This window comes from Planctomycetota bacterium (assembly GCA_016125255.1).
Taxonomy (GTDB): Bacteria; Planctomycetota; Phycisphaerae; order Phycisphaerales; family Zrk34; genus RI-421.
In genome coordinates this window covers 35,162-54,457 of sequence record WGMD01000021.1, presented here as the reverse complement: position 1 = coordinate 54,457, position 19,296 = coordinate 35,162, and the positions used below count along the sequence as shown (strand labels likewise).

Here is a 19,296-nt window from a genome sequence, read left to right as displayed (position 1 = left end):
GCGCAACTTGATGGAATCGCGGAGTATTTCTGTAAAACAATGCTGATTGAGCCCAATGGTGTCGTTTCAGGGCTTGTGTCGCAGGGAGTTGGAGCGGATGGGGACGCCCTTGCGCTTGAGGCGGCGGCGGACGGTGGTTTCGTTCACGCCGTACTTGCGGGCGATCGCGCGGGAGCCCATGCCCTTGTGATACAGTTCCGTCCATTCCCGGATCATCGCCTCGGTGATGCGGACGCGCCGGGCGCCGCGGAGATTCACGCCGGCCCGCGACAGGGCGTACTGCACGCTGTAGGGATGCAACTTGTATTTGCCGGCGATCTGGTTGACCGATGCACCGTTCTGGTAGGACTCGATCCATTTGGGAAGAATGCGGGCGTACTTGGAATTTTCAATAGGTTGTTTCTTGCCGGGCCTGCCCGGGGGCCGGCCGCGCTTGCCGGGCGTGACGCCGAGTTTGCGAAGAGCGTAGGACACGGTCTGGACGCTCACGCCGGCGACCTGGGCGATTTCCGCGAGCGTCTTGCCAGACTGGTAGCTCTTTTTCCAGTTTTCGATCATCGCGGCGTTGGCGATGGGTCGGCGACCGCGTCGGCGCGGCGATGCGCCGGCGGGCCCGCGCGCCGCGGCGTCTGCGGTCGGTGTCGATGGCAGCGCGATCTTATTAAACTCGCGCATGGCATCGACGACCGCCTCCGTCTCCACGCCAAATGTCTTTGCAATTTCTTCCGCGCTCATGCCCGCATCATGCAGGCGTTGCCACTTGGAGGCGTCGCGGCTTCCACGGGTCCTGTCCTTGGCCATATCGGAGTCCTGAACGTCAGGCGCACGGGCACCTCGGTTACCCGGATCGGCGTGATCGACTCGTGGACCACGCCAGCCAATACTTGGCCAAATTGAAATGTGTGCGCGAGCCCCCATCTCCAGCACAAACACTCATCTGGCCGATAGGACGCTCATCACAAGAGTGTCCCGGAGTCATCGGTTAGAACCGATATGCGAGCATCTTAGTGCGTTCATCGGCGATTGTCTACGTTCGCACGGCGCGAACGGATCGAGCCCCTCCCCGCCATCGGGCCGGCACGCCCAATCACGCTGCTGATCGTGCCATCAAGCGGCCGAACCCGGCGCCGGCGACGGTCAGTCGGCTTCAAGGCCATACCAATGGCAATGCGCGGATGCGCTTCTGATTTACGAAGATGTCGCGATCCGTCGGGTTCCGTGACACTCACGCGGCGCGTCGATCGCCCAGAGCCGTATTCACATAAAAAATTTTGACTCCGGCGCATCGCCGGTCGATAATCACTATACCGGTCAGCGATCGGATGGACGCCGCCGCGGCGAACCCGTGACGAATCCGTCCGATCGAGCCGGTCGAGCGTCGCATCAATGTGCGGCGAGCGTGGTGTCGCGGAGACGTTCCGCGACATGGATCAACTGGCGGCCCGAACCCCTGTTCACGTGAGGTCATGTGAACACCTTCCGAAGGGGCGGCGGGCGACGGCTGGTGAAAACCGTCTGAACAGGAGGTGATCCAGTGTCTAACGAAGCATGCTGTAGGAAGGGACTGTGCCAATAGGCAGTCCGACGGGACTGTCACCACAGTCCACCCCAACGGAGTCGGCCCGCGGTGCATCGCATCGCGGGCCTTTTTCATGCGCTGGCTTAAACAAAAACGCCCGGAAAACCGTGCACGATGCACGATTACCACACCTCGAGCACGGCCTTTTGCCTTTGTCAACCCCTGATCCCCAACCCACGATCCCTGATCCCCTGCTCACACCGCACTGATCGGCTCCAGCGGCGCGCCGCTGTCGTCAGGGTGATTGACGTTCCGCTTCGCCGGCGGCGGGGCGGGCTGACCATCGACTTCGAGCGTCATATGCACCGACCCGATCGTGACGGTGTCGCCGGCGTTGAGCTTGGTCTTGTCCACGCGATGCTGGTTCACATACGTGCCATTGCGCGACTGCGTATCGAGGAGCCACAGGCCGTCGTCATGCTGCTCGATGCGGCAGTGCTCGCGCGACACGGTCGGCAGCACGATCCGCACATCGCAGATGTCCTCGCGCCCGAAACTCATCACGGGCTTGTTCACCGGAATCCGCCGACTTTCCCCGTTGGCCATGTACATGACCAGCCATGTCTGCGGCGCCGCCGGCTTGGGCGCCCGCGTCTTGTCCGCCTCGTCTTCCTCGGGTCGCGGCGTGTCCTGAAGCTGCTGCTTGGCGTCTTCGAGTTCGTCGACGGTCATCTCCAGCATGTGATGAAGCTGATCAAGCTGCTGGGCCTGATCCTTCTGCTTGGCGATGAGTTCGTCAAGATGCTCTTCACGCTTGGCCAGCGCGCCCTGACGCTCCGCCATCTCCGCACGCAACGTGTTCATCTCCGCCCGCTCTTCATCGAGCTGCGCCATCAGGGCCTTGAGCTTGACGCTCTGGGCGTCGAACGCCTTCCGGTCGGCTTCGAGCGCTTCGCGCTGCTGAACGATGACCGATTCCTGCTCCCTGGCACGCTCGGCGGCGGCGCGCTGCGACTGTGCAATTTCTTCACGCTGCTTGGCCAGCGCCGCTTCGAGCTCCGCCAGCGATTTGCGATCCGTGTCGATCTCGCCGCGAAGGGCATCAAGCTCCGCGCGGGTCTGCGTGACCTGGCCCTGCTCGCTGGCGAGCCGATCGCGTTCGGCGGCAAGCTCCGCGTCGCGCGCCGTCAGGTCGGCGTGACGCGTGGCAAAATCCCGCTGCTGCTCCGCAAGCGTTTCCCGCTGCTCGTTGAGCGCGTGCGTCTGCTCGGCCAGCGCCTTCTTCTGCTCGTCGAGCTCCGCCTGAAGCGCCGCCGCCTTGGCGCGGGCCGGCTCGATGTCCGCCGCCCGGGCGTCCAGTTCCTTCTGACGCTCTTCGATCTGCGCACCAGTCGCCGCCAGTTCGCTCTGCCGCGTGTCGAGCTGCGCGACGGTCTTGGCGAGCATCTGCTGCTGCTGCTGAAGGGCAGCCCAGTCGGTTTCGAGACGCTGCTGCTCCTGAAGGAGGCGGCGGCGGGTGTTTTCCATCGCCGCTTTGGCCTCTTCGAGCCGCACGGTGCGGTTGCGAAGCTGGCGATAAGTGCGATACAGGTACTGCATGTTCTCATGCAGTTGATGCGTCAGCTTTTCAGGGTCGCGCTTTGATTTTTCAGGGTCACGTTTGGACATCGTTGATCATCCCCAGCGGGATCGCGCAACATCGGCGCGTCTGACTTCTTAGATAGACGGGAAGACCGGCTGGCTCCGACCGATCTATCATACGATACCGGCGGTACAACGCACCACTCCCCGAAGTTATTTTCGGTTCGGAGCGTGCGATTTCTGCAAAGGTCTGTCCGGCGGGCTTGAAACTGGAGTCACGCCGACGTAAACATGTGCATGGACCGCTCGATTAACGCCCGGAGCGACGCACATGGTCTTTTCCAAATCCGCCAAAACGCATAAGCCGACCCCGCCCGCTCCGAACGCCGTGGTCTTCTACGCCTATCCCAAACTGCTGTACATCTGGCCGCTCATCGCCATCGGCCCGCTGTTCTGGCTCATCACGCTCGCCGCCAACGGCGACGGGGCCCTGGAAGTGCTCGCCTGGCTTTACATGTTCGCCGTCTGGCTCGTCATTCTGACGATCGGCGTCGACGTGGAGCGCAATCACGGCGTCTTCTGGGCGGTGATTCTCCTCCTGTTCTTTTTCATCGGCCGGGCGCTGTCGGAGCGACATGGTTTCAAGATGTTCTTCGGCGAGATCTACAACTGGTTCGCCGACATGAACATCAAGTACGACCGGGGCATGGGGCTATCGATGAGCATCATGCTGGCGCTGCCGTATTCGGTGATGATCTTCTGGTCGCGGATGCAGCACAAATGGCGCATCACGCACAACGAGTTCGAGCAGTATTCATGGGGCCGGGCGGACGACTCGCTGGCCCGGGGCGCCAAGCGCGTTCGCACGACGTATCCCGACCTGCTGGAGCTATTGCTTTGCGGGGCGGGCACGCTGATCGTCTACAGCGCGACCGGCCGAAGCGAACTGCGCCGGATTCACAACGTCCCGCTGTTGTTTTTTGTCCGCAAACGGATCAACCGCCTGCTCGAGCAGACCGCCGTGACCATGGACCCGCAGCACGCCGCCGCGCTCGACGAAGCCGAGGAAGTCGAGACCGAAGCTGCCGAAGGCCCGGACGATGAGGATTCGACCTACGAAGTCGAATCCACCGAAGGCGGCGCCGAAGCGGGGGACGCAAGCGAAGATCGATTGTGATGAAGCTGTCAGGTGTCAGGCATCAGCAGTACCATTTCGGCTGACCGCTGACATCTACTTTTCCAATAGCCGCAGAATGGTCGAATGAATCGCGCCATTGGAGGCGAGAATGTCGCCGCGGTTGTCGAAGGGGTCCATCGGCGAGCCGTCCAGGTGCGTGATCACGCCGCCGGCTTCGGTGATGATGATCGACGGGGCGGCGTAGTCCCAGATTTGTAAACGCGGCTGCACATACGCTTCCGCATCCCCGCCGGCGACCGCACACAACGCCGTCACCGCCGAGCCGTGCGAGCGGACTTGGCCGGCGTCTTCGAGAATCCGCCCGATCGTCCCCAGCACGCGCTCGCGAATCACCGGGCGCGAGAAGTCCACTTCGATCTTCGCGCGTTCGATGGCGTCGATGGTCGACACGTGAATCGGCTTGCCGTCGCGCGTCGCGCCGCCGCCGCGCCGGGCGAGGAACAACGTGTCGAGTCCCGCCATCGCCACGCCCCCGGCCTGCACCGCGCCGCCTTCGATGAACGCCAGCGCCACGCCGAAACTCGGAACGAGACTGCGCGTGAAGTTGTGTGTTCCGTCGATCGGGTCCATCACCCAGCATCGCCGCCCCCGATCCGTCGGCAGGACATCGCGCCCGTTCTCCTCACCGACGATCGCGTCGCCGGGGAACGCCGCTTCGATGGCGTCGATGAGCATCTGTTGCGTCCGCACATCCGCTTCGGTCACCAGGTCGACATCCGACGTCTTGGTCTTGATGGAAAGAGCGCCGCGGCGGCCGTACTGTTCGCGCACATAGGCCGCGGCCTTTGTAAGAACGCTTTCGATAAACATCAATTCACGCATGCGTATCAGTTTACCGCATCGGCGCGGCACTGCGGGGTGCGGGAAAATCGGACTTGACTCCAGGGGGGGCGATTGTAGAATCCTCGCATCGTGCGGGTGCCCCGGGATGGGAAGGCCGCGCGATGGAGCAGCGACGCATTACGCAACGGGACCATGCGTTCCCCCCGCGACGGGTCAATTCAGAGTCGATCGTCTTTCGACTGTCGGGATTCGTTGACCGCGTCGCCCGCACTTCTGGCACTTGTTCCCTCAAACAACTGAATCGGAATCGGCGTCATCGCCATGTTGGCGGTGCGTCCGTTCCACGGGCGCTCATCATAAGGAGGCATCTATCATGTCTCGCAGCGCAATGTCGGCGGCGTTGGTGTTGTTCGTTCTGGCGGCTCTGTTCGTGGCGGCCCCGGTGTCGAAGGTCATGGCGGCGGAGACGGTCTCGGGCAAGATCGTCAGCGTCGACTCCGACAATCACACCTTCGTCCTCCAAGTCGGCGATGACAAGGTCACCGTCACCGTCAACGACGACACCAAGTACACCATCAACGGCGAAGCCGCCGGCAAGGACGACGTGCTCGTCGCCGGCGCCGCGGCCAAAGTCACGCACACCGACGGTGTGGCGTCCGACGTCGCCGTCACCAAGGAGTAACCGCACACCGGACGGACTTCCGTCCGGATCGGTTCAGGAGCCGCGGCGCTTCGGGCGCCGCGGCTTTTTCGTTGGCGTCGCGGCGCCGACACACAGCCCGTGCAGCGTCATGCTCAGGATGTGCCGCGTCAGCGCCCTAGCCGTCAGCTTCGCCGGTGCGAACAAGAGCGCGCCGCGGATCATCGACGGCAGATAGCGGGCCGTCAGATGCGGCTTGTCATCGTGCATCTCGCCGCGCTTGATGCCGCAGCGGATGACCTGCTCGATCAATTCAAAAAGTTCCCGCCGCTTGCGCTGCCATTTGGGCTCGCCCGTCGGCACGCCCACGCGGCGCGTCAACTCGTAAAACCCCGGCTGGGCGAACGAGAACCGCACCAGCTCGTCGATGACGATGTGCAGTTGTTCCGCCGCCGTCCCGTCATGCGGGATGTCCCGCTTGCGGAGCCGGTCGACCATCTCGGAAAAGCCCTCGTACAGGAGCGACAGATACAGGTGCTCCTTGTCCTTGTAGTGCAGGTAGACGGTGCCCTTGCCGACGCTGGCCATCGCCGCCACGTCTTCGAGCCGCACCTGGTCGAAACGCCTTGTGGCGAAAAGCTGTGTCGCGGCGGCGATGATGCGCGTCTGCTTGGCCCGATCCAGTGTCCGCAATGGTGTTTCCTTCGATGAGGGTCGATCGTCCGTGTCGTCGGCTTGCCCCTGCGGCCGGCGCGGCCTATGATGCGCGGTCTAAACTGACTGACCGGTCAGTTTTTATCATAGGCATGTAACCCGGCAAAGGCGCGTCGGAGCAAACATCGTCGTTCGGCCGCGCCGGTGGAGTCATCATGAACGTGATCGTGCAGGCAATACGTGGTCGCGCCGCGGCGGTGACGGCGCTGTTGATCGGGATGGCGCTGTCGATCGGCGGATGCAGCAAGGAACCGGCCCAGGCGCAAGGCGCCGCGCCGCCCGCGCCCAAGGCCCCGCCGAAGATGCCCGTCCGCGTCGCGCAGTCGGTCAAGGCCGATGTGCCCGTGTCGGTGGACGCCATCGCATGGGTCAAGGCGTTCAGCATCATCACCGTCAAGCCGCAGGTCTCGGCCATGGCGCTGAAAAAGCACATGAAGCCCGGCGATCACGTCACGGTCGGGCAGGTCCTCTACACGCTCGACGCCCGCCCGTTCGAGGCCGCGCTCGCGCAGGCACAGGCGGACATGGAGCGCGACAAGGCGCTGGCGTCCAAGGCCCGCGCCGAGGCGGATCGCGACAAGCAGCTTGTCACGAAAAATGCCGCCAGCGAATGGGAGCTCGAGCAGGCGGTGGCGACGGCGAAGGCCGCCGACGCGCAGGTCGCCGCCGATGAGGCGATGATTCACGATGCGCAGCTCAAGATCGAGCACTGCACGATCAAGTCGCCGATTGATGGTTACGTCGGCCCGACGCTTACCGATGCGGGCAACGTCGTCAAGGAAAATGACACGGAACTGATCGTACTGCGACAGGTCCAGCCGATCTATGTTGAGATGGCCGTCCCGCAGGACCGCCTGCCGGCGATCCGCGCGGCGATGGACAGCGGCAACGTGCCGGTCGACGTGACGATCGCCGGCGAGGAGGATAAGCCCGAAGTCGGCCGCCTCGCCTTCATCAACAACACCGTCAACGAAGACGCCGGCACGATCACGCTCCGCGCCGTCTTCGACAATCCGTCGCTGCGGCTCTGGCCCGGTCTGTATGTGCAGGCATCGATTCACATCGGCACCGACACTGGCGCCGTCCTCGTCCCCGACACCGCGATTCAGACCGGGCAGAACGGCACGTACGTTTACATTGTCCAGCCAGACAACACGGTAGAGAGCGTCCCCGTGACGATCGGCCGTCAGCACGCCGGCAGCACGGTGATCCTCACCGGCGTCGAACCGGGGCAGACGATCGTCACGGACGGTCAGCTTCGCCTGGCGCCGGGCATGGGCATCCAGATCATCACCGACGCGAAGAAGCCCGCCGACGCGGACAGCGGAAAGGCGGCGCCATGAACCTGGCTGAACCGTTCATCCGTCGACCGGTCATGACCACGCTGGTCATGTCGGCAATTCTGTTCTTCGGCGCGATGGCCTACCAGCTTCTGCCCGTCAGCGACCTGCCCAACGTCGACTTCCCGACGCTGCAGGTCGACGCCGAGCTGCCGGGGGCGAGTCCTGAGACGATGGCTTCGTCCGTCAGCACGCCGCTGGAGCGCGAGTTCTCGACGATCGCCGGGCTCGACTCGATGAGCTCCACCAGCAACCTCGGCCGCGCCTCGATTACGCTTCAGTTCAACCTCGGGCGCAACATCGACGCCGCCTCGCAGGACGTCGCCGCGGCCATCGCGCGCGCCACGCCGCGCCTCCCTTCCAACATGCCCAGTCCGCCTTCCTACAAGAAGGTCAACCCCGCCGATCAGCCGATTCTCTACCTGGCCCTGACCAGCAAGACGCTGCCGCTCTACACGCTCAACAACTACGCGCAGATCATGATGTCCCAGCGCATCTCGACCATCACCGGCGTGGCGCAGGTGCTGCTCTACGGCCCGCAGAAATACGCCGTCCGCGTGCAGGTCGATCCGCGTCAACTCGCCTCGCGCGGTATCGGTATCGATGAAATCGCCGGCGCCATCGACGCCGGCAACGTCAACCTCCCGACCGGCGTGCTCTACGGCCGCAACACCGCCTACACCGTGCAGGCCAACGGGCAGCTCAAGGACGCCGCCGCCTACGGGCCGCTCATCATCGCCTACCGCAACGGGCATCCCGTCCGGCTCGACGATGTGGGCAAGGTCATCGACAGCGTCGAAAACGACAAGACCGCCGCATGGTTCAACGGCGAGCGCTCCATCACCCTCGCCATTCAGCGCCAGCCCGGCACCAACACCGTCGAAGTCACCGACAAGGTCCGCGCGCTTCTGCCGATCTTCCGCGAGCAGCTCCCGGCCTCCGTGAAGCTCGATGTGATCTTCGATCGCTCCGAGGCGATCCGCGACTCGGTCGCCGACGTGAAGTTCACGCTGGTCCTGACGCTGGCGCTCGTCGTGCTTGTGATCTTCCTGTTCCTGCGCAACGTCCGCGCGACGCTGATCCCCGCGCTGGCGATTCCCATGTCGCTCGTCGGCACCTTCGCGCTGATGTACGCATTGGGCTTCAGTCTCGACAATCTCTCGCTCATGGCCCTGACGCTGTGCATCGGCTTCGTCGTCGACGACGCCATCGTCATGCTCGAAAACATCGTCCGACATATGGAGAACGGCGAGACGCTCTGGGAGGCGTCGCTCAAGGGTTCGCGCGAAGTGGCGTTCACCATCGTGTCGATGACCCTCTCGCTCGCCGCCGTGTTCCTGCCCGTCATGTTCATGTCCGGCATCATCGGCCGCCTGCTCAACGAATTCGCCATCACCATCGGGTGCGCCATTCTGATCTCCGGCTTCGTCTCGCTGACGCTCACGCCGATGCTCTGCAGCCGCTTCCTCAAACCCCCGCCCGAGCGGCACAATTTTCTGTTCCGCATCTCGGAGAAGTTCTTTGACGCCATGCTTGCCGTCTATGCATGGACGCTGCGCGTCGTACTGCGGTGGCGGCTGACGACGATGCTGGTGTCGGCGATCATTCTGGTGTGGACGGTTCATCTTTTTATCGTGATTCCCAAGGGGTTTTTGCCCTCTGAAGACACCGGCCGCATTTTCGCCATCACCGAGGCCGCCGAGGGCATCGGATTTGATGCGCTCGTCGAGCACCAGCTCGAGGCCGAGAAGATATGGACGGCCGAGCCGGCGGTGAGGGCGATTCTGACCAACGTGGGCGCGCGCGGGAACTTCGGCGCTTCCAACGGCGGGTTCTATTTCGTGACGCTCAAGCCGCGCAGCGAGCGGAGCGAGTCGGTCGACCAGATGATCGCCCGGCTCCGCCCCAAGTTCGCCAAAATCCCCGGCATCAACGTCTACATGCAGAACCTGCCGCCCATCCGCATCGGCGGCAACCTCACCAAGAGCCAGTACCAACTCGTGCTCCAGTCGGCGAATCTCGATGACCTGTACAAGAATGCGCCGAAGATGGTCGAGGCGCTGGAGGGCATACCGTCTGTGATCGATCCGACGACGGACATGCTCATCCGCAATCCGCAGCTTGAGGTCGCGATCAATCGCGACAAGGCGCGCAGTCTCGGCGTCAGCGCGCAACAGATCGAAAAGTCGCTCGCCTTCGCCTACGGCACGCAGCAGGTGTCGACGATCTTCGGCGACGATGATCAGTACAAGGTGATTCTCGAACTGAGCCCCGAGTTTCAGGCCACGCCCGACGCGATTCAGCTTCTGTATGTGCGCAATGCCGACGGAAAGCTCGTGCCGCTCGATGCGCTGGCGAAGGTGACGCGGAGCGTCGGCCCGCTTCAGATCACGCACACGGGTCAGCTCCCGAGCGTGACGGTGTCGTTCAACCTCAAGCCGGGCTACGCCCTGGGCGATGCGGTGGAGGCGATCAATCGAATCATCCCGGCCGTGCTGCCGCCGACGATCACGACGAGCTTCCAGGGCGCCGCCGAGGTGTTCCAGTCGTCGCTCAAGGGCTTGGGCACGCTGCTGATTCTGACGATCGTGGTGATCTACATCGTGCTGGGCATTCTCTACGAGAGCTTCATTCATCCGTTGACGATCCTGACGGGTCTGCCGTTCGCGGGCTTCGGGGCGCTGGTGACGCTGATGTATTTCGGGCTGGACCTGAACCTGTACGCGTTCGTGGGCGTGATCATGCTCGTGGGGCTGGTGAAGAAGAACTCGATCATGATGGTCGACTTCGCCATCGACGCGGCGCGTCACGGCGAGACGGACCCGCGCAAGGCGATTTACGATGCGTGCGTGATCCGTTTCCGTCCGATCATGATGACGACGTTCGCGGCGCTGATGGGCACGCTGCCGATCGCGATGGGCATCGGGGCGGGCGCGGAATCGCGCCAGCCGCTGGGCCTGGCGGTGGTGGGCGGGCTGGTGTTTTCACAGCTATTGACGCTGTACGTGACGCCGGTGTTCTATCTGTACATGGAGTCGATGCGCGGCTTCTTCGCGCGGCGGCATGCCCGCAAACATCCATCGCATGCATCGGCGCACGAAGCGGGAGAAGGCCCGATGCCCGCGGTCGAGTCATAGAATCAGGGAGACACCGACCGGCATGAACGCGGAGCGTGATGCCGCAGGGGGTTCGACATGGCGTCGCTGGAAGCAAAGGCGTCGGAGGGGGGACTGAGCGCGGCGGAAGCGGCGAAGTTATTGGCGGAGGTGGGGCCCAATGCGCTGGTGGAACACCGCACGCCGATGGCGCTGAAATTTCTGGCGTTTTTCTGGGGGCCGATTCCTTGGATGATCGAGGCGGCGATGGGGCTGTCGCTTGTGGTGCGCGATTGGGCGGACGCGGCGATCATCGGCGTGATGCTGCTGATGAACGCGGTCATCGGGTTCTGGCAGGAATTCAAGGCGGATCATGCGCTGGAGATGCTCAAGAAGAAGCTGGCGCTGTCGGCGCGCGTGAAGCGGAATGGTCAGTGGGTGACGCGGCCGGCGGAGGAACTGGTGCCGGGGGATGTGGTGCGCGTGCGGCTGGGCGATCGGGTGCCGGCGGATGTGAAGCTCATCGCGACGGCGGGATTGAGCGTGGACCAGTCGGCGCTGACGGGCGAGTCGCTGCCGGTGGAAGTGAACAACGGCGGGGAGACGTTCGCGGGAACAATCGTACGGCAGGGCGAGGCGGAGGCGGTCGTGACGCAGACGGGGATGCGCACGCGCTTCGGGAAGACGGCGGCGCTCGTCGAGAAGGCGCACACGGTGAGCCACTATCAGAAGGCGGTGCTGCGTATCGGTCATTTTCTGATTCTGCTGACGGCGGCGCTGGTGGTGCTCATTCTGCTGGTGGCGCTGTATCGCGATACGCCGATGCTTGAAACCTTGCAGTTCTGCCTGATTCTGACGGTGGCGGCGATCCCGGTGGCGCTGCCGGCGGTGCTCAGCGTCACGATGGCGGTGGGGGCGATGCGACTCTCCAAGCAGCAGGCGATCGTGAGCCGGCTGGTGTCGATCGAGGAGATGGCGGGGATGGATGTGCTTTGCTCGGACAAGACGGGGACGCTGACGAAGAATGAACTGGCGGTGGGGGAGCCGGTCGTGTTCGGCGATGCGGACGCGTGGCAGGTGATCGAACTGGCGGCGCTGGCGAGCGAGGCGGAATCGACGGATGCGATTGACACGGCGATCATCGCAAAGCGTGGCGCGCCGGTGAGCGGGTATACGGTTGAGAAGTTCGAGCCGTTCGATCCGGTGACGAAGCGGACGGTGGCGACGGTGTCGCGCGGGGGCGCGACGTTCAGCGTGGCGAAAGGCGCGGTGCAGGCGATTGTTTCGATGTGCGACGGGGCGCCGGCGGGCGAAGTGAATGCGGCGACGGAGGCGATGGCGGGGCGGGGCGAGCGGGCGCTGGCGGTGGCGAGCACGGACGCGGCGGGCAAGTGGCGGATGCGCGGATTATTGCCATTGTCGGACCCGCCGCGGGAGGACTCGGCGAAGACGATCGCGACGGCGCGCGAGCTGGGCGTGGAGGTGAAGATGGTCACGGGGGATCATCTGGCGATCGCCAGACAGATCGCGGACAAGCTCGGGCTCGGGTCCAACATCAGTGCGGCGGGGACGATCTTCGAGGACCACGACCCGTCGCTCGATCAGCGGGTCGAACAAGCGGACGGGTTCGCGGAGGTGTTCCCCGAGCACAAGTTCGCCATCGTCGAGACGCTCGAGCGATTGGGGCATTTTGTGGGCATGACGGGCGACGGGGTCAACGATGCGCCTGCCTTGAAGAAGGCGGACGTGGGCGTGGCGGTCGACGGCGCGACGGACGCGGCGCGGCAGGCGGCGGACCTGGTGCTGACGGCACCGGGCTTGAGCGTCATCGTCGACGCCATCACCGAATCACGGCGGATTTTCCGGCGGATGACGAGCTACGCGATCTACCGGATCGCGGAGACGATCCGCGTGCTTTTGTTCATGACGCTGGCGATTCTGGTGTTCGATTTTTATCCGGTGACGACGGTGATGATCGTTTTGCTGGCGCTGCTCAATGACGGGCCGATTCTGATGATCGCCTATGACCGGGCGATCGCGCCGGACCGGCCGGTCCGGTGGGACATGCATCGGGTATTGACGGTAGCGACGACGCTGGGGCTGCTGGGCGTGGTGTCGAGTTTCGTGATGTTCTGGCTGGGCGAGAACTATCTGCACCTGGCGCGGCCGACGGTGCAGACGTTGATGTTTCTGAAATTGACGGTGGCGGGGCACATGACGATCTACCTGGCGCGGACGGCGGACGAACATTTCTGGCAGCGCCCGTTTCCCGGACTCGCGCTGCTCGGGGCGTCGGAGTCGACGCAGCTTGTCGCCACGGTGTTCGCGGCCCAAGGATGGCTCATGCCGGCGATCGGATGGAAGCTGGCGGGGTTTGTGTGGGTGTACGCGATCGGGTGGTTTCTGGTCAACGATATGGTGAAGGTGCAGGTGTATCGGCTCATCGCGGGGCGGGGACTCACCGAACGACAGCATCAAACGCGCATGACGGAACGGGCGGGATGAAAAAAACCCACGCTTTTAAAGCGTGGGCTTCGGGGATATCTGAGGTCTGATTTCAGGGTTACTTGGGCATTTCTTCGGGTTTGGGGAGGACGATGTCCTTGGCGAGGCCGACGACGCCGAGGAGGCGGATGATCCAGTAGGTGGGGTCGATTTCGTACCAGCGGAGGCCGTGCGCGGCGGAGCGCTGGAAGGCGTGGTGATTGTTGTGCCAACCCTCACCGAAGCTCAGCAGGGCGACCCACCAGAGATTGGTCGAATGATCCTTCGTCTGGAAGTTGCGGTAGCCCCAGGTATGAGCGGCGGAGTTGACGAACCATGTGCCGTGGTACACGATGACCGTCCGCAGGGCGACGGCCCAGAGCACCCACGAAAGCCCGCTGGCCGAGTAGCCGAGCGACCCGACGTATTCGCCGAGGAAGTAGAGGATGGGGATCAGGGCAATCTGCGGAATCCAGAACCACTTGTTGATGAAGCGGAGCCCATTGTCGCGGAGGAGGTCCTTGGCCGCGTCGACGCCCCGGCGGCCTTCGCATTCCTTGTGCATGCACCAGAGCATGTGCGCCCAGGTGAATCCATGATTGGGCGTATGCGGGTCGGTCTCTTCGTCGGAGTGCTTGTGATGGATGCGGTGCACGCCGACCCACTGCACGGGCCCGCCCTGCCAGGCGAGACACCCGCAGAGGGCGAGGATGTACTCGAACCACTTGGGCGTCTTGAAACTGCGGTGGGTCAGCAGGCGGTGGTAGCAGAGGGTGATGCCGATGTTGGCGGTCAGCCACATGAACAGAAGCGCGAGCACCAGCCCGGTCCAGGTGAAATAGAACGGAGCGAAGAGCGCGGCGATATGCATCCCGCCGATGCCGAGCACGACGGGCCAGTCGAGTCTGGACCAGTTGATGCCGCGCTTGGCGAATGTGGGGGTCGCATCCTGCTGCTGGGCCATGAACGATTCCTTGTATTTGGCGGGGGGGTGAGCGTCGGAGCGTTTCACGGTCGGACGCTGGAGCGGGGCGGGGGTCGATCGCCTGAATCCGCAACATTAGCGGACTCAATAATAGCATCCTTCGCCCCCCCGGCAACACGGGGCGGCGTCATATTTCATGAATCGTCAAATAAAACGCACCTGGCCCACAAATCGCCATCGGGGCATTCCCCAATGCCGATTTACGCCTTAAAAGCCCCGCGCGCCGCTTCCACCGAGTCGAACAGGTGCAGCACAATGTCGAGCTTCATGATCTTGAACGATCCGAGCACCATCTCGTTGGGGATCGCCACATGCATCTGCCCGCCGGTGCTCATGAGCTTCTTGCGCATCGTCACGAGCATCCCCATCGCCCCCGACGTCACCAGCGGGATATCCGTAAAGTCAATGAGCAGCTTGAGGTTGTCTTCGTCCATGAGCCATGCCGTCATCTCGTACATCTCCCGCACCGTCGTTCCATCGACGTTGTCGCGGGGGAAGGACATGCGTGTCACGCCTTCCTCTCGGAAGATGACGATGCGGTCGACGGACGGTTGGGGCTGGGGCGTGGGGGGCGCCTCGCTCATGTCAAAACTCCGTGTGCGGTCAGTTGAGTATATCGCGCCAGAAACGCCCGTTCGGCTTCGGCGGGATTCATGGGCGTAATTCTTTGGGCGAGCGGCGCGAGCGTCGGGTCCAGCAGCCAATCCGCCGGCGGGGGCGCCATCACATCCCGCTGCTCCGTCGCCAAAAGCGTATCGTCCGCCCGCCGCACCGATTCGGGCATCGGATACGCCAGCCCCAGCGACTCGACGATCGCCTTGAGCACCCGCTCTTCCATCTCCGAAAACTGCGGCATCTGCCGTTTGACCGGGCGCGGCAGGTCCGCCACGTACGCCTCCGCCGCGTCATGCATCAGCCCCCAGAGCGCGTCCGAACCTTCGAGCAGATGCGACACGCGCACCGAGTGCTCCGCCACGCTGTAGAACTCCCGGCAGTGGCCGTTGAAGCGGCACTGAAGACTTAACGCATGGGCGATGTCGCCGATGTCGATGTCGGCGACGCGGGGCTCGAGGACGAAAAATTGCCGCCCGCTGTAGGTCTGAATCCAGTCCATCCGGCAATTGTCCATCCTTCCGACATGATTTTCAACCGAACCGCCCGCGGAACGGATAGGATATGCTTCGACGGGAGCGTTTCGATGATTCTCATGCTGGTTCGACATGGTCAGGCGGAGGATGTCAGTGCGGATGGCTCAGACTTCTCACGCGCGTTGACGGACGACGGAATTCGAGCGACGGAACTGGCGATGCGGGGACTGGCGAAGTTCGCCGATCGTCCCGATGTGATTCTCACCAGCCCGCTCACGCGCGCGGTTCAGACGGCGGAGATCGCGGGTCGCGCGTTCGGCCGAACGCCCGAGACGATGAAGGAACTGGGCGGATCCGATCTGTCGGCGATCATCGCGGAGTTGTCGGCCCGGCCGGAGGTGGTGGTCATGATCGTCGGACATGAACCGACGTTCAGCCATCTTGTCAGCACGCTCTGCTCACAGGGCCGCTGCGAGGCGTTCGTCGATTTCAAGAAGGCCGGCTGCGCGTGTCTGACCGCCGACTTGAACACGGGCTCCGCCGAGCTGCGCTGGTTCGTCACGTCCAAGATCCTCCGCCTCGTCGCCCAGTGAGCCGCTTGCGGCTTGGCAATCTTTTCGTCATCATGGCCCATTCGTCACACCCCCGATCTTTGGAGACCCCATGAAGACCGCCACCATCGAAACCACCCGCGGCACCATCCGCCTCGAACTCTTCGCCGACCAAGCCCCCAAGACCGTCGCCAATTTCGAGAAGCTCGCCAACGACGGCTTCTACAACGGGCTCAAGTTCCACCGCGTCATCCCGGATTTTATGGTCCAGACCGGCTGCCCGCAGGGGACCGGCACCGGCGGGCCCGGCTACAAGTTCGCCGATGAGCCGTCCGCCCTGAAGCTCAAGCACTCGGGCCCCGGCATCCTCTCGATGGCCAACGCCGGGCCGAACACCAACGGCTCCCAGTTCTTCATCACCCATCTCAAAACCGACTGGCTCGACGGCAAACACGCCGTCTTCGGCAAGGTCCTGGAAGGCCAGGAAGTCGTCGACGCCATCAAGCAGGGTGACAAGATGGTCAAAGTCACCATCGCCGACGAATGATCGAAATACCTAGCAGCACACCCCCTCTCCCCCCGGGAGAGGGCCGGGGTGAGGGTGCTCCGGTGGTAGGACGCGATTCTTGTCGCATGCCTTGACTCACGCGCCCATCCCGTCAACAATACTCGACTCTACTTTTCGGCCCAAAGGCCCGGAGACCGCCATGTCCGCCAATATTCCCGATGTCAAGCCCGGCACCGTTCTGGACGTCAAGATCGTCAAAGCACCGTCCAACCGCGCCGCCGTCAAGACCCTCCAGCGCATCCTGGCCAAGGACCCCGCTCACGCCCGCGTCGTCGCCATCGACAAGAAGGTCCGCGAACGCAATACCATCACCAAGCAGCGCGGCGGCCGCATGTACTCCACCTCGCCCACCAAGCTCGCCCCCGTCAAGGGCATCGTCGGCGAGAGCGGTAAGATCAAGAGCGACTTCGCCGTCCTCGAAGCCCTCCGCAGCGTCGCCCGCTTCGTCGAAGTCAAGCCCGCCTGATAAACTGACATTCCTGACGCGACCCCTCCAGCCGGGTCGCTACGCGACCCTGGTCCAGGGCCGCGTAGCGGCCCGGCTGTCTTTCGTAATTGGCACGTCCGACATTCCAACATTCTTGAGAATGTTGGAATGTCGGCGCATGCAAAAAAGGTCGATGTTTGATGAACGAATCGGATTACAGCGAGGGGTACGTCGCTTTCAGGTCGAGCTTGTCGTCCATCTGCTTCTGCAATTCGAGCAGCTTCTCGAACAGCCCGTGGATCCGCGCCTTCTGGCTCGCATCGTCGGCGAGGTTGTGCAGTTCGTTCGGATCGTCGGTGATGTTAAAGAGCAGCACCGATTTGGCGTTGGGATAAAGAATCAGCTTCCAGTCCCCATCGGTGATCATGCGCTGAAAGTGCATGTAGGCGCCGTAGATCGTCTGGCCGTAGTGCGCATCTTTTTCGCCATGCAGCAGCGGCAGCAGACTCTTGAACTCCACATGCTCGGGCTTGGGCGCACCGGCCAAGTCAATGGCGGTCGCCATGGCGTCCTGCAGATAGATGCGCGTGTCGATCTTCGCGCCCTTCGCCACGCCCGGCCCGACGATCATGAACGGCACGCGCACGCTGTGGTCATACATGCTCTGCTTGCCCATGAGCCCGTGCTGCCCGACGGCCAGCCCGTGATCGGCGGTGAAGATGATCCATGTATTGTCGCGCTTCCCGCTCTTGTCCAGCGCGTCGAGAATCATGCCGATCTGCGTATCCATGTGCGTGATCAGCGCGTAATACTCCTGCCGATTGACCTTGACGGCGTAGTCCGTCCGCGGAAACGGCGCCAGCGCCTCGTCGCGCAGCGCCTTGGGCGATGCCGGCCCGAGGCCCATCGCTTCGTGAAACGGATTGACCGGCATGAAGTTCACCGGCACCGCGATGTCGTCGAGCTTGTAGCGCTCGACGTATTCCTTGGGCGACTGCCGAGGATCGTGCGCGGCGTTGAACGCGATGTACATGAAGCACGGCTTGTCGGAATTTTTGGCGGCGTCGATGAACTCGAGGGTGTCGTCGCGCAGCACCTCCGACCAGTGCTTGCCGCCTTTCCAGTATCCGCCGTACTCCTCGTCCCACGGATGCCACTTCATCGGCTCGCCTTCGACGGGGCGGTTGTACCCGGCGGGCGTCTGATTGGGCATCCCCGGCCGTTCGTCCTTGACGTGATCGAAAATGCTCTTGGGTTCGATCCGTACGTGCCATTTGCCCGTCATGTATGTCTCGTAGCCCGCATCGCTCATGATCTGCGACCACATCCGATGCCCTTTCGCCTCCTCGCCCAGATGGTCCTTGACCGCGTCGGCGCGCCAGAGGAATCGCCCGGTGTTGAGCATCGTCCGGCTCGACACGCACACCGCGCCTTGCCACGCGCCCATGTTGTACGCATGCGTGAACGTCGTGCCTTCGGTCACCAGACGATCGAGATTCGGCGTCTGCACCTCCGAATAACCCAGCGCGTTGATCGTCTCGAAGCACAGATCGTCGGCGAAGATGTAAAGAATGTTGGGTTTTTCCGCGCCCTGCGAACGCATTGCGGGGACACACATCGTCAGCAGCACGGCGAGCATCGATAAGTGCTTGAATTGCATGAATCCTGGCTCCTTGACACGATTCTATTGAACCACGGCAGTCCCAACGGCGTATCAATGGCGGGTATTGCACAGGGACGCAGGGTGTAATTTGGCCTCTTCTGGTGCATCGTAGTTTATAGAAAGGAATTCACCATGACCACCGCAACAAAAATCAAAAAAAAGCAGACCCTCTCCGACGCCGAGCGCGATCAGATCGTCGCGGCCCTGCAGCACAGCTACAACATGGAGATCGAGACGGTCGCCAACTACGTCGCCAACTCGATCCACCTCGACGGCCTGCTCGCCACCGAAGTCAAGGAATCGCTCGCCAAGGACGTGACGGAGGAACTCGGTCATGCCCATCGCGTGGCGCACCGGATCAAGATTCTCGGCGGGCAGATTCCCGGATCGCAAAATCTGAAGATGGAGCAAACCTCGCTTCAGCCGCCCGAGAGCACGATCGACGTCGAGTCGGTGATCCGCGGCGTGATCGAGGCCGAGGACGCCGCCATCGATCAGTACCAGAAGATCATCGAGATGACCAGCGACATCGTGGACCCGGTGACGCAGGACATGGCGATCCAGCTCAAGGGCGAGGAAGAGGAGCACCGCCGCGAATTCGTCGGCTTCCTCCGCGAGTACGAATCGTTCCGCAAGATGCTCAAATGAGCGAAATCAGAA

The 19,296-nt window shown here is 63.1% G+C and carries 17 protein-coding genes; 9 read left to right on the top strand and 8 right to left on the bottom strand.

What is annotated here, in order from left to right; all coding sequences use genetic code 11:
• Positions 1 to 66: 66 nt before the first annotated feature.
• The gene (locus GC162_15160) at positions 67 to 933 is read right to left on the bottom strand and encodes a LacI family DNA-binding transcriptional regulator (protein ID MBI1369980.1); all 867 of its coding nucleotides are present in this window, start codon (positions 931 to 933) and stop codon (positions 67 to 69) included.
• An 841-nt stretch (positions 934 to 1,774) separates the two neighbouring features.
• Positions 1,775 to 3,187, bottom strand: a complete 1,413-nt coding sequence (locus GC162_15155; protein MBI1369979.1) for an FHA domain-containing protein — start codon at positions 3,185 to 3,187, stop codon at positions 1,775 to 1,777.
• Between the two features lie 244 nt (positions 3,188 to 3,431).
• On the opposite strand from GC162_15155, the gene GC162_15150 reads away from it, so the two are divergent.
• The gene (locus GC162_15150; GenBank protein MBI1369978.1) at positions 3,432 to 4,277 is read left to right on the top strand and encodes a hypothetical protein; all 846 of its coding nucleotides are present in this window, start codon (positions 3,432 to 3,434) and stop codon (positions 4,275 to 4,277) included.
• 54 nt (positions 4,278 to 4,331) lie between these two features.
• Here the strand turns inward: GC162_15150 and GC162_15145 are convergent, their stop codons facing one another.
• The gene (locus GC162_15145; GenBank protein MBI1369977.1) at positions 4,332 to 5,120 is read right to left on the bottom strand and encodes a hypothetical protein; all 789 of its coding nucleotides are present in this window, start codon (positions 5,118 to 5,120) and stop codon (positions 4,332 to 4,334) included.
• Between the two features lie 334 nt (positions 5,121 to 5,454).
• Here GC162_15145 and GC162_15140 point away from each other — a divergent pair, with 334 nt between their 5' ends.
• The gene (locus GC162_15140) at positions 5,455 to 5,763 is read left to right on the top strand and encodes a hypothetical protein (GenBank protein MBI1369976.1); all 309 of its coding nucleotides are present in this window, start codon (positions 5,455 to 5,457) and stop codon (positions 5,761 to 5,763) included.
• Positions 5,764 to 5,796: 33 nt separating this feature from the next.
• Here the strand turns inward: GC162_15140 and GC162_15135 are convergent, their stop codons facing one another.
• On the bottom strand, positions 5,797 to 6,414 hold the full coding sequence (locus tag GC162_15135) for a TetR family transcriptional regulator (protein ID MBI1369975.1): 618 nt from the start codon (positions 6,412 to 6,414) through the stop codon (positions 5,797 to 5,799).
• Positions 6,415 to 6,590: 176 nt separating this feature from the next.
• On the opposite strand from GC162_15135, the gene GC162_15130 reads away from it, so the two are divergent.
• From GC162_15130 to GC162_15120, 3 genes are read left to right on the top strand one after another with little or no spacing between them, the layout of a single operon-like run.
• Positions 6,591 to 7,778, top strand: coding sequence for an efflux RND transporter periplasmic adaptor subunit (locus tag GC162_15130; protein ID MBI1369974.1), 1,188 nt, complete (start codon positions 6,591 to 6,593; stop codon positions 7,776 to 7,778).
• On the top strand, positions 7,775 to 10,912 hold the full coding sequence (locus tag GC162_15125; GenBank protein ID MBI1369973.1) for an MMPL family transporter: 3,138 nt from the start codon (positions 7,775 to 7,777) through the stop codon (positions 10,910 to 10,912). The genes GC162_15130 and GC162_15125 overlap by 4 nt, the downstream gene beginning before the upstream one ends.
• A 57-nt stretch (positions 10,913 to 10,969) precedes the next feature.
• The gene (locus GC162_15120; GenBank protein ID MBI1369972.1) at positions 10,970 to 13,375 is read left to right on the top strand and encodes a plasma-membrane proton-efflux P-type ATPase; all 2,406 of its coding nucleotides are present in this window, start codon (positions 10,970 to 10,972) and stop codon (positions 13,373 to 13,375) included.
• Positions 13,376 to 13,433: 58 nt separating this feature from the next.
• Here the strand turns inward: GC162_15120 and GC162_15115 are convergent, their stop codons facing one another.
• From GC162_15115 to GC162_15105, 3 genes are all read right to left on the bottom strand, one after another.
• The gene (locus tag GC162_15115; protein MBI1369971.1) at positions 13,434 to 14,318 is read right to left on the bottom strand and encodes an acyl-CoA desaturase; all 885 of its coding nucleotides are present in this window, start codon (positions 14,316 to 14,318) and stop codon (positions 13,434 to 13,436) included.
• Positions 14,319 to 14,539: 221 nt separating this feature from the next.
• Positions 14,540 to 14,923, bottom strand: coding sequence for an STAS domain-containing protein (locus GC162_15110; GenBank protein MBI1369970.1), 384 nt, complete (start codon positions 14,921 to 14,923; stop codon positions 14,540 to 14,542).
• Complete coding sequence (locus GC162_15105; GenBank protein MBI1369969.1) at positions 14,920 to 15,468, bottom strand: phosphohydrolase; 549 nt, start codon at positions 15,466 to 15,468, stop codon at positions 14,920 to 14,922. The genes GC162_15110 and GC162_15105 overlap by 4 nt, the downstream gene beginning before the upstream one ends.
• On the opposite strand from GC162_15105, the gene GC162_15100 reads away from it, so the two are divergent.
• The 3 genes from GC162_15100 to GC162_15090 all read left to right on the top strand — a co-directional run bounded on the left by GC162_15100 (position 15,367) and on the right by GC162_15090 (position 17,012).
• On the top strand, positions 15,367 to 16,020 hold the full coding sequence (locus GC162_15100) for a hypothetical protein (GenBank protein MBI1369968.1): 654 nt from the start codon (positions 15,367 to 15,369) through the stop codon (positions 16,018 to 16,020). The two genes, GC162_15105 and GC162_15100, sit on opposite strands and share 102 nt — an antisense overlap.
• A 70-nt stretch (positions 16,021 to 16,090) precedes the next feature.
• Entirely contained in the window at positions 16,091 to 16,525 is a 435-nt protein-coding gene (locus GC162_15095) for a peptidylprolyl isomerase (protein MBI1369967.1), read from the top strand.
• A gap of 160 nt (positions 16,526 to 16,685) precedes the next feature.
• Entirely contained in the window at positions 16,686 to 17,012 is a 327-nt protein-coding gene (locus tag GC162_15090; protein MBI1369966.1) for a hypothetical protein, read from the top strand.
• 175 nt (positions 17,013 to 17,187) lie between these two features.
• On the opposite strand, the gene GC162_15085 is transcribed toward GC162_15090, so the two are convergent.
• Positions 17,188 to 18,633, bottom strand: coding sequence for a sulfatase-like hydrolase/transferase (locus GC162_15085; protein ID MBI1369965.1), 1,446 nt, complete (start codon positions 18,631 to 18,633; stop codon positions 17,188 to 17,190).
• A gap of 135 nt (positions 18,634 to 18,768) precedes the next feature.
• Here GC162_15085 and GC162_15080 point away from each other — a divergent pair, with 135 nt between their 5' ends.
• Entirely contained in the window at positions 18,769 to 19,284 is a 516-nt protein-coding gene (locus GC162_15080; protein ID MBI1369964.1) for a rubrerythrin, read from the top strand.
• Positions 19,285 to 19,296 lie beyond the last annotated feature (12 nt).

Excerpts from the sequence above, each read along its gene's own strand:
- GC162_15155 (MBI1369979.1), bottom strand. The coding sequence starts at position 3,187 with ATGTCCAAACGTGACCCTGAAAAATCAAAGCGCGACCCTGAAAAGCTG.
- GC162_15150 (MBI1369978.1), top strand. The coding sequence starts at position 3,432 with ATGGTCTTTTCCAAATCCGCCAAAACGCATAAGCCGACCCCGCCCGCT.
- GC162_15145 (MBI1369977.1), bottom strand. The coding sequence starts at position 5,120 with ATGCGTGAATTGATGTTTATCGAAAGCGTTCTTACAAAGGCCGCGGCC.
- GC162_15140 (MBI1369976.1), top strand. The coding sequence starts at position 5,455 with ATGTCTCGCAGCGCAATGTCGGCGGCGTTGGTGTTGTTCGTTCTGGCG.
- GC162_15130 (MBI1369974.1), top strand. The coding sequence starts at position 6,591 with ATGAACGTGATCGTGCAGGCAATACGTGGTCGCGCCGCGGCGGTGACG.
- GC162_15125 (MBI1369973.1), top strand. The coding sequence starts at position 7,775 with ATGAACCTGGCTGAACCGTTCATCCGTCGACCGGTCATGACCACGCTG.
- GC162_15120 (MBI1369972.1), top strand. The coding sequence starts at position 10,970 with ATGGCGTCGCTGGAAGCAAAGGCGTCGGAGGGGGGACTGAGCGCGGCG.
- GC162_15115 (MBI1369971.1), bottom strand. The coding sequence starts at position 14,318 with ATGGCCCAGCAGCAGGATGCGACCCCCACATTCGCCAAGCGCGGCATC.
- GC162_15110 (MBI1369970.1), bottom strand. The coding sequence starts at position 14,923 with ATGAGCGAGGCGCCCCCCACGCCCCAGCCCCAACCGTCCGTCGACCGC.
- GC162_15100 (MBI1369968.1), top strand. The coding sequence starts at position 15,367 with ATGGGCGATGTCGCCGATGTCGATGTCGGCGACGCGGGGCTCGAGGAC.
- GC162_15105 (MBI1369969.1), bottom strand. The coding sequence starts at position 15,468 with ATGGACAATTGCCGGATGGACTGGATTCAGACCTACAGCGGGCGGCAA.
- GC162_15095 (MBI1369967.1), top strand. The coding sequence starts at position 16,091 with ATGAAGACCGCCACCATCGAAACCACCCGCGGCACCATCCGCCTCGAA.
- GC162_15090 (MBI1369966.1), top strand. The coding sequence starts at position 16,686 with ATGTCCGCCAATATTCCCGATGTCAAGCCCGGCACCGTTCTGGACGTC.
- GC162_15085 (MBI1369965.1), bottom strand. The coding sequence starts at position 18,633 with ATGCAATTCAAGCACTTATCGATGCTCGCCGTGCTGCTGACGATGTGT.
- GC162_15080 (MBI1369964.1), top strand. The coding sequence starts at position 18,769 with ATGACCACCGCAACAAAAATCAAAAAAAAGCAGACCCTCTCCGACGCC.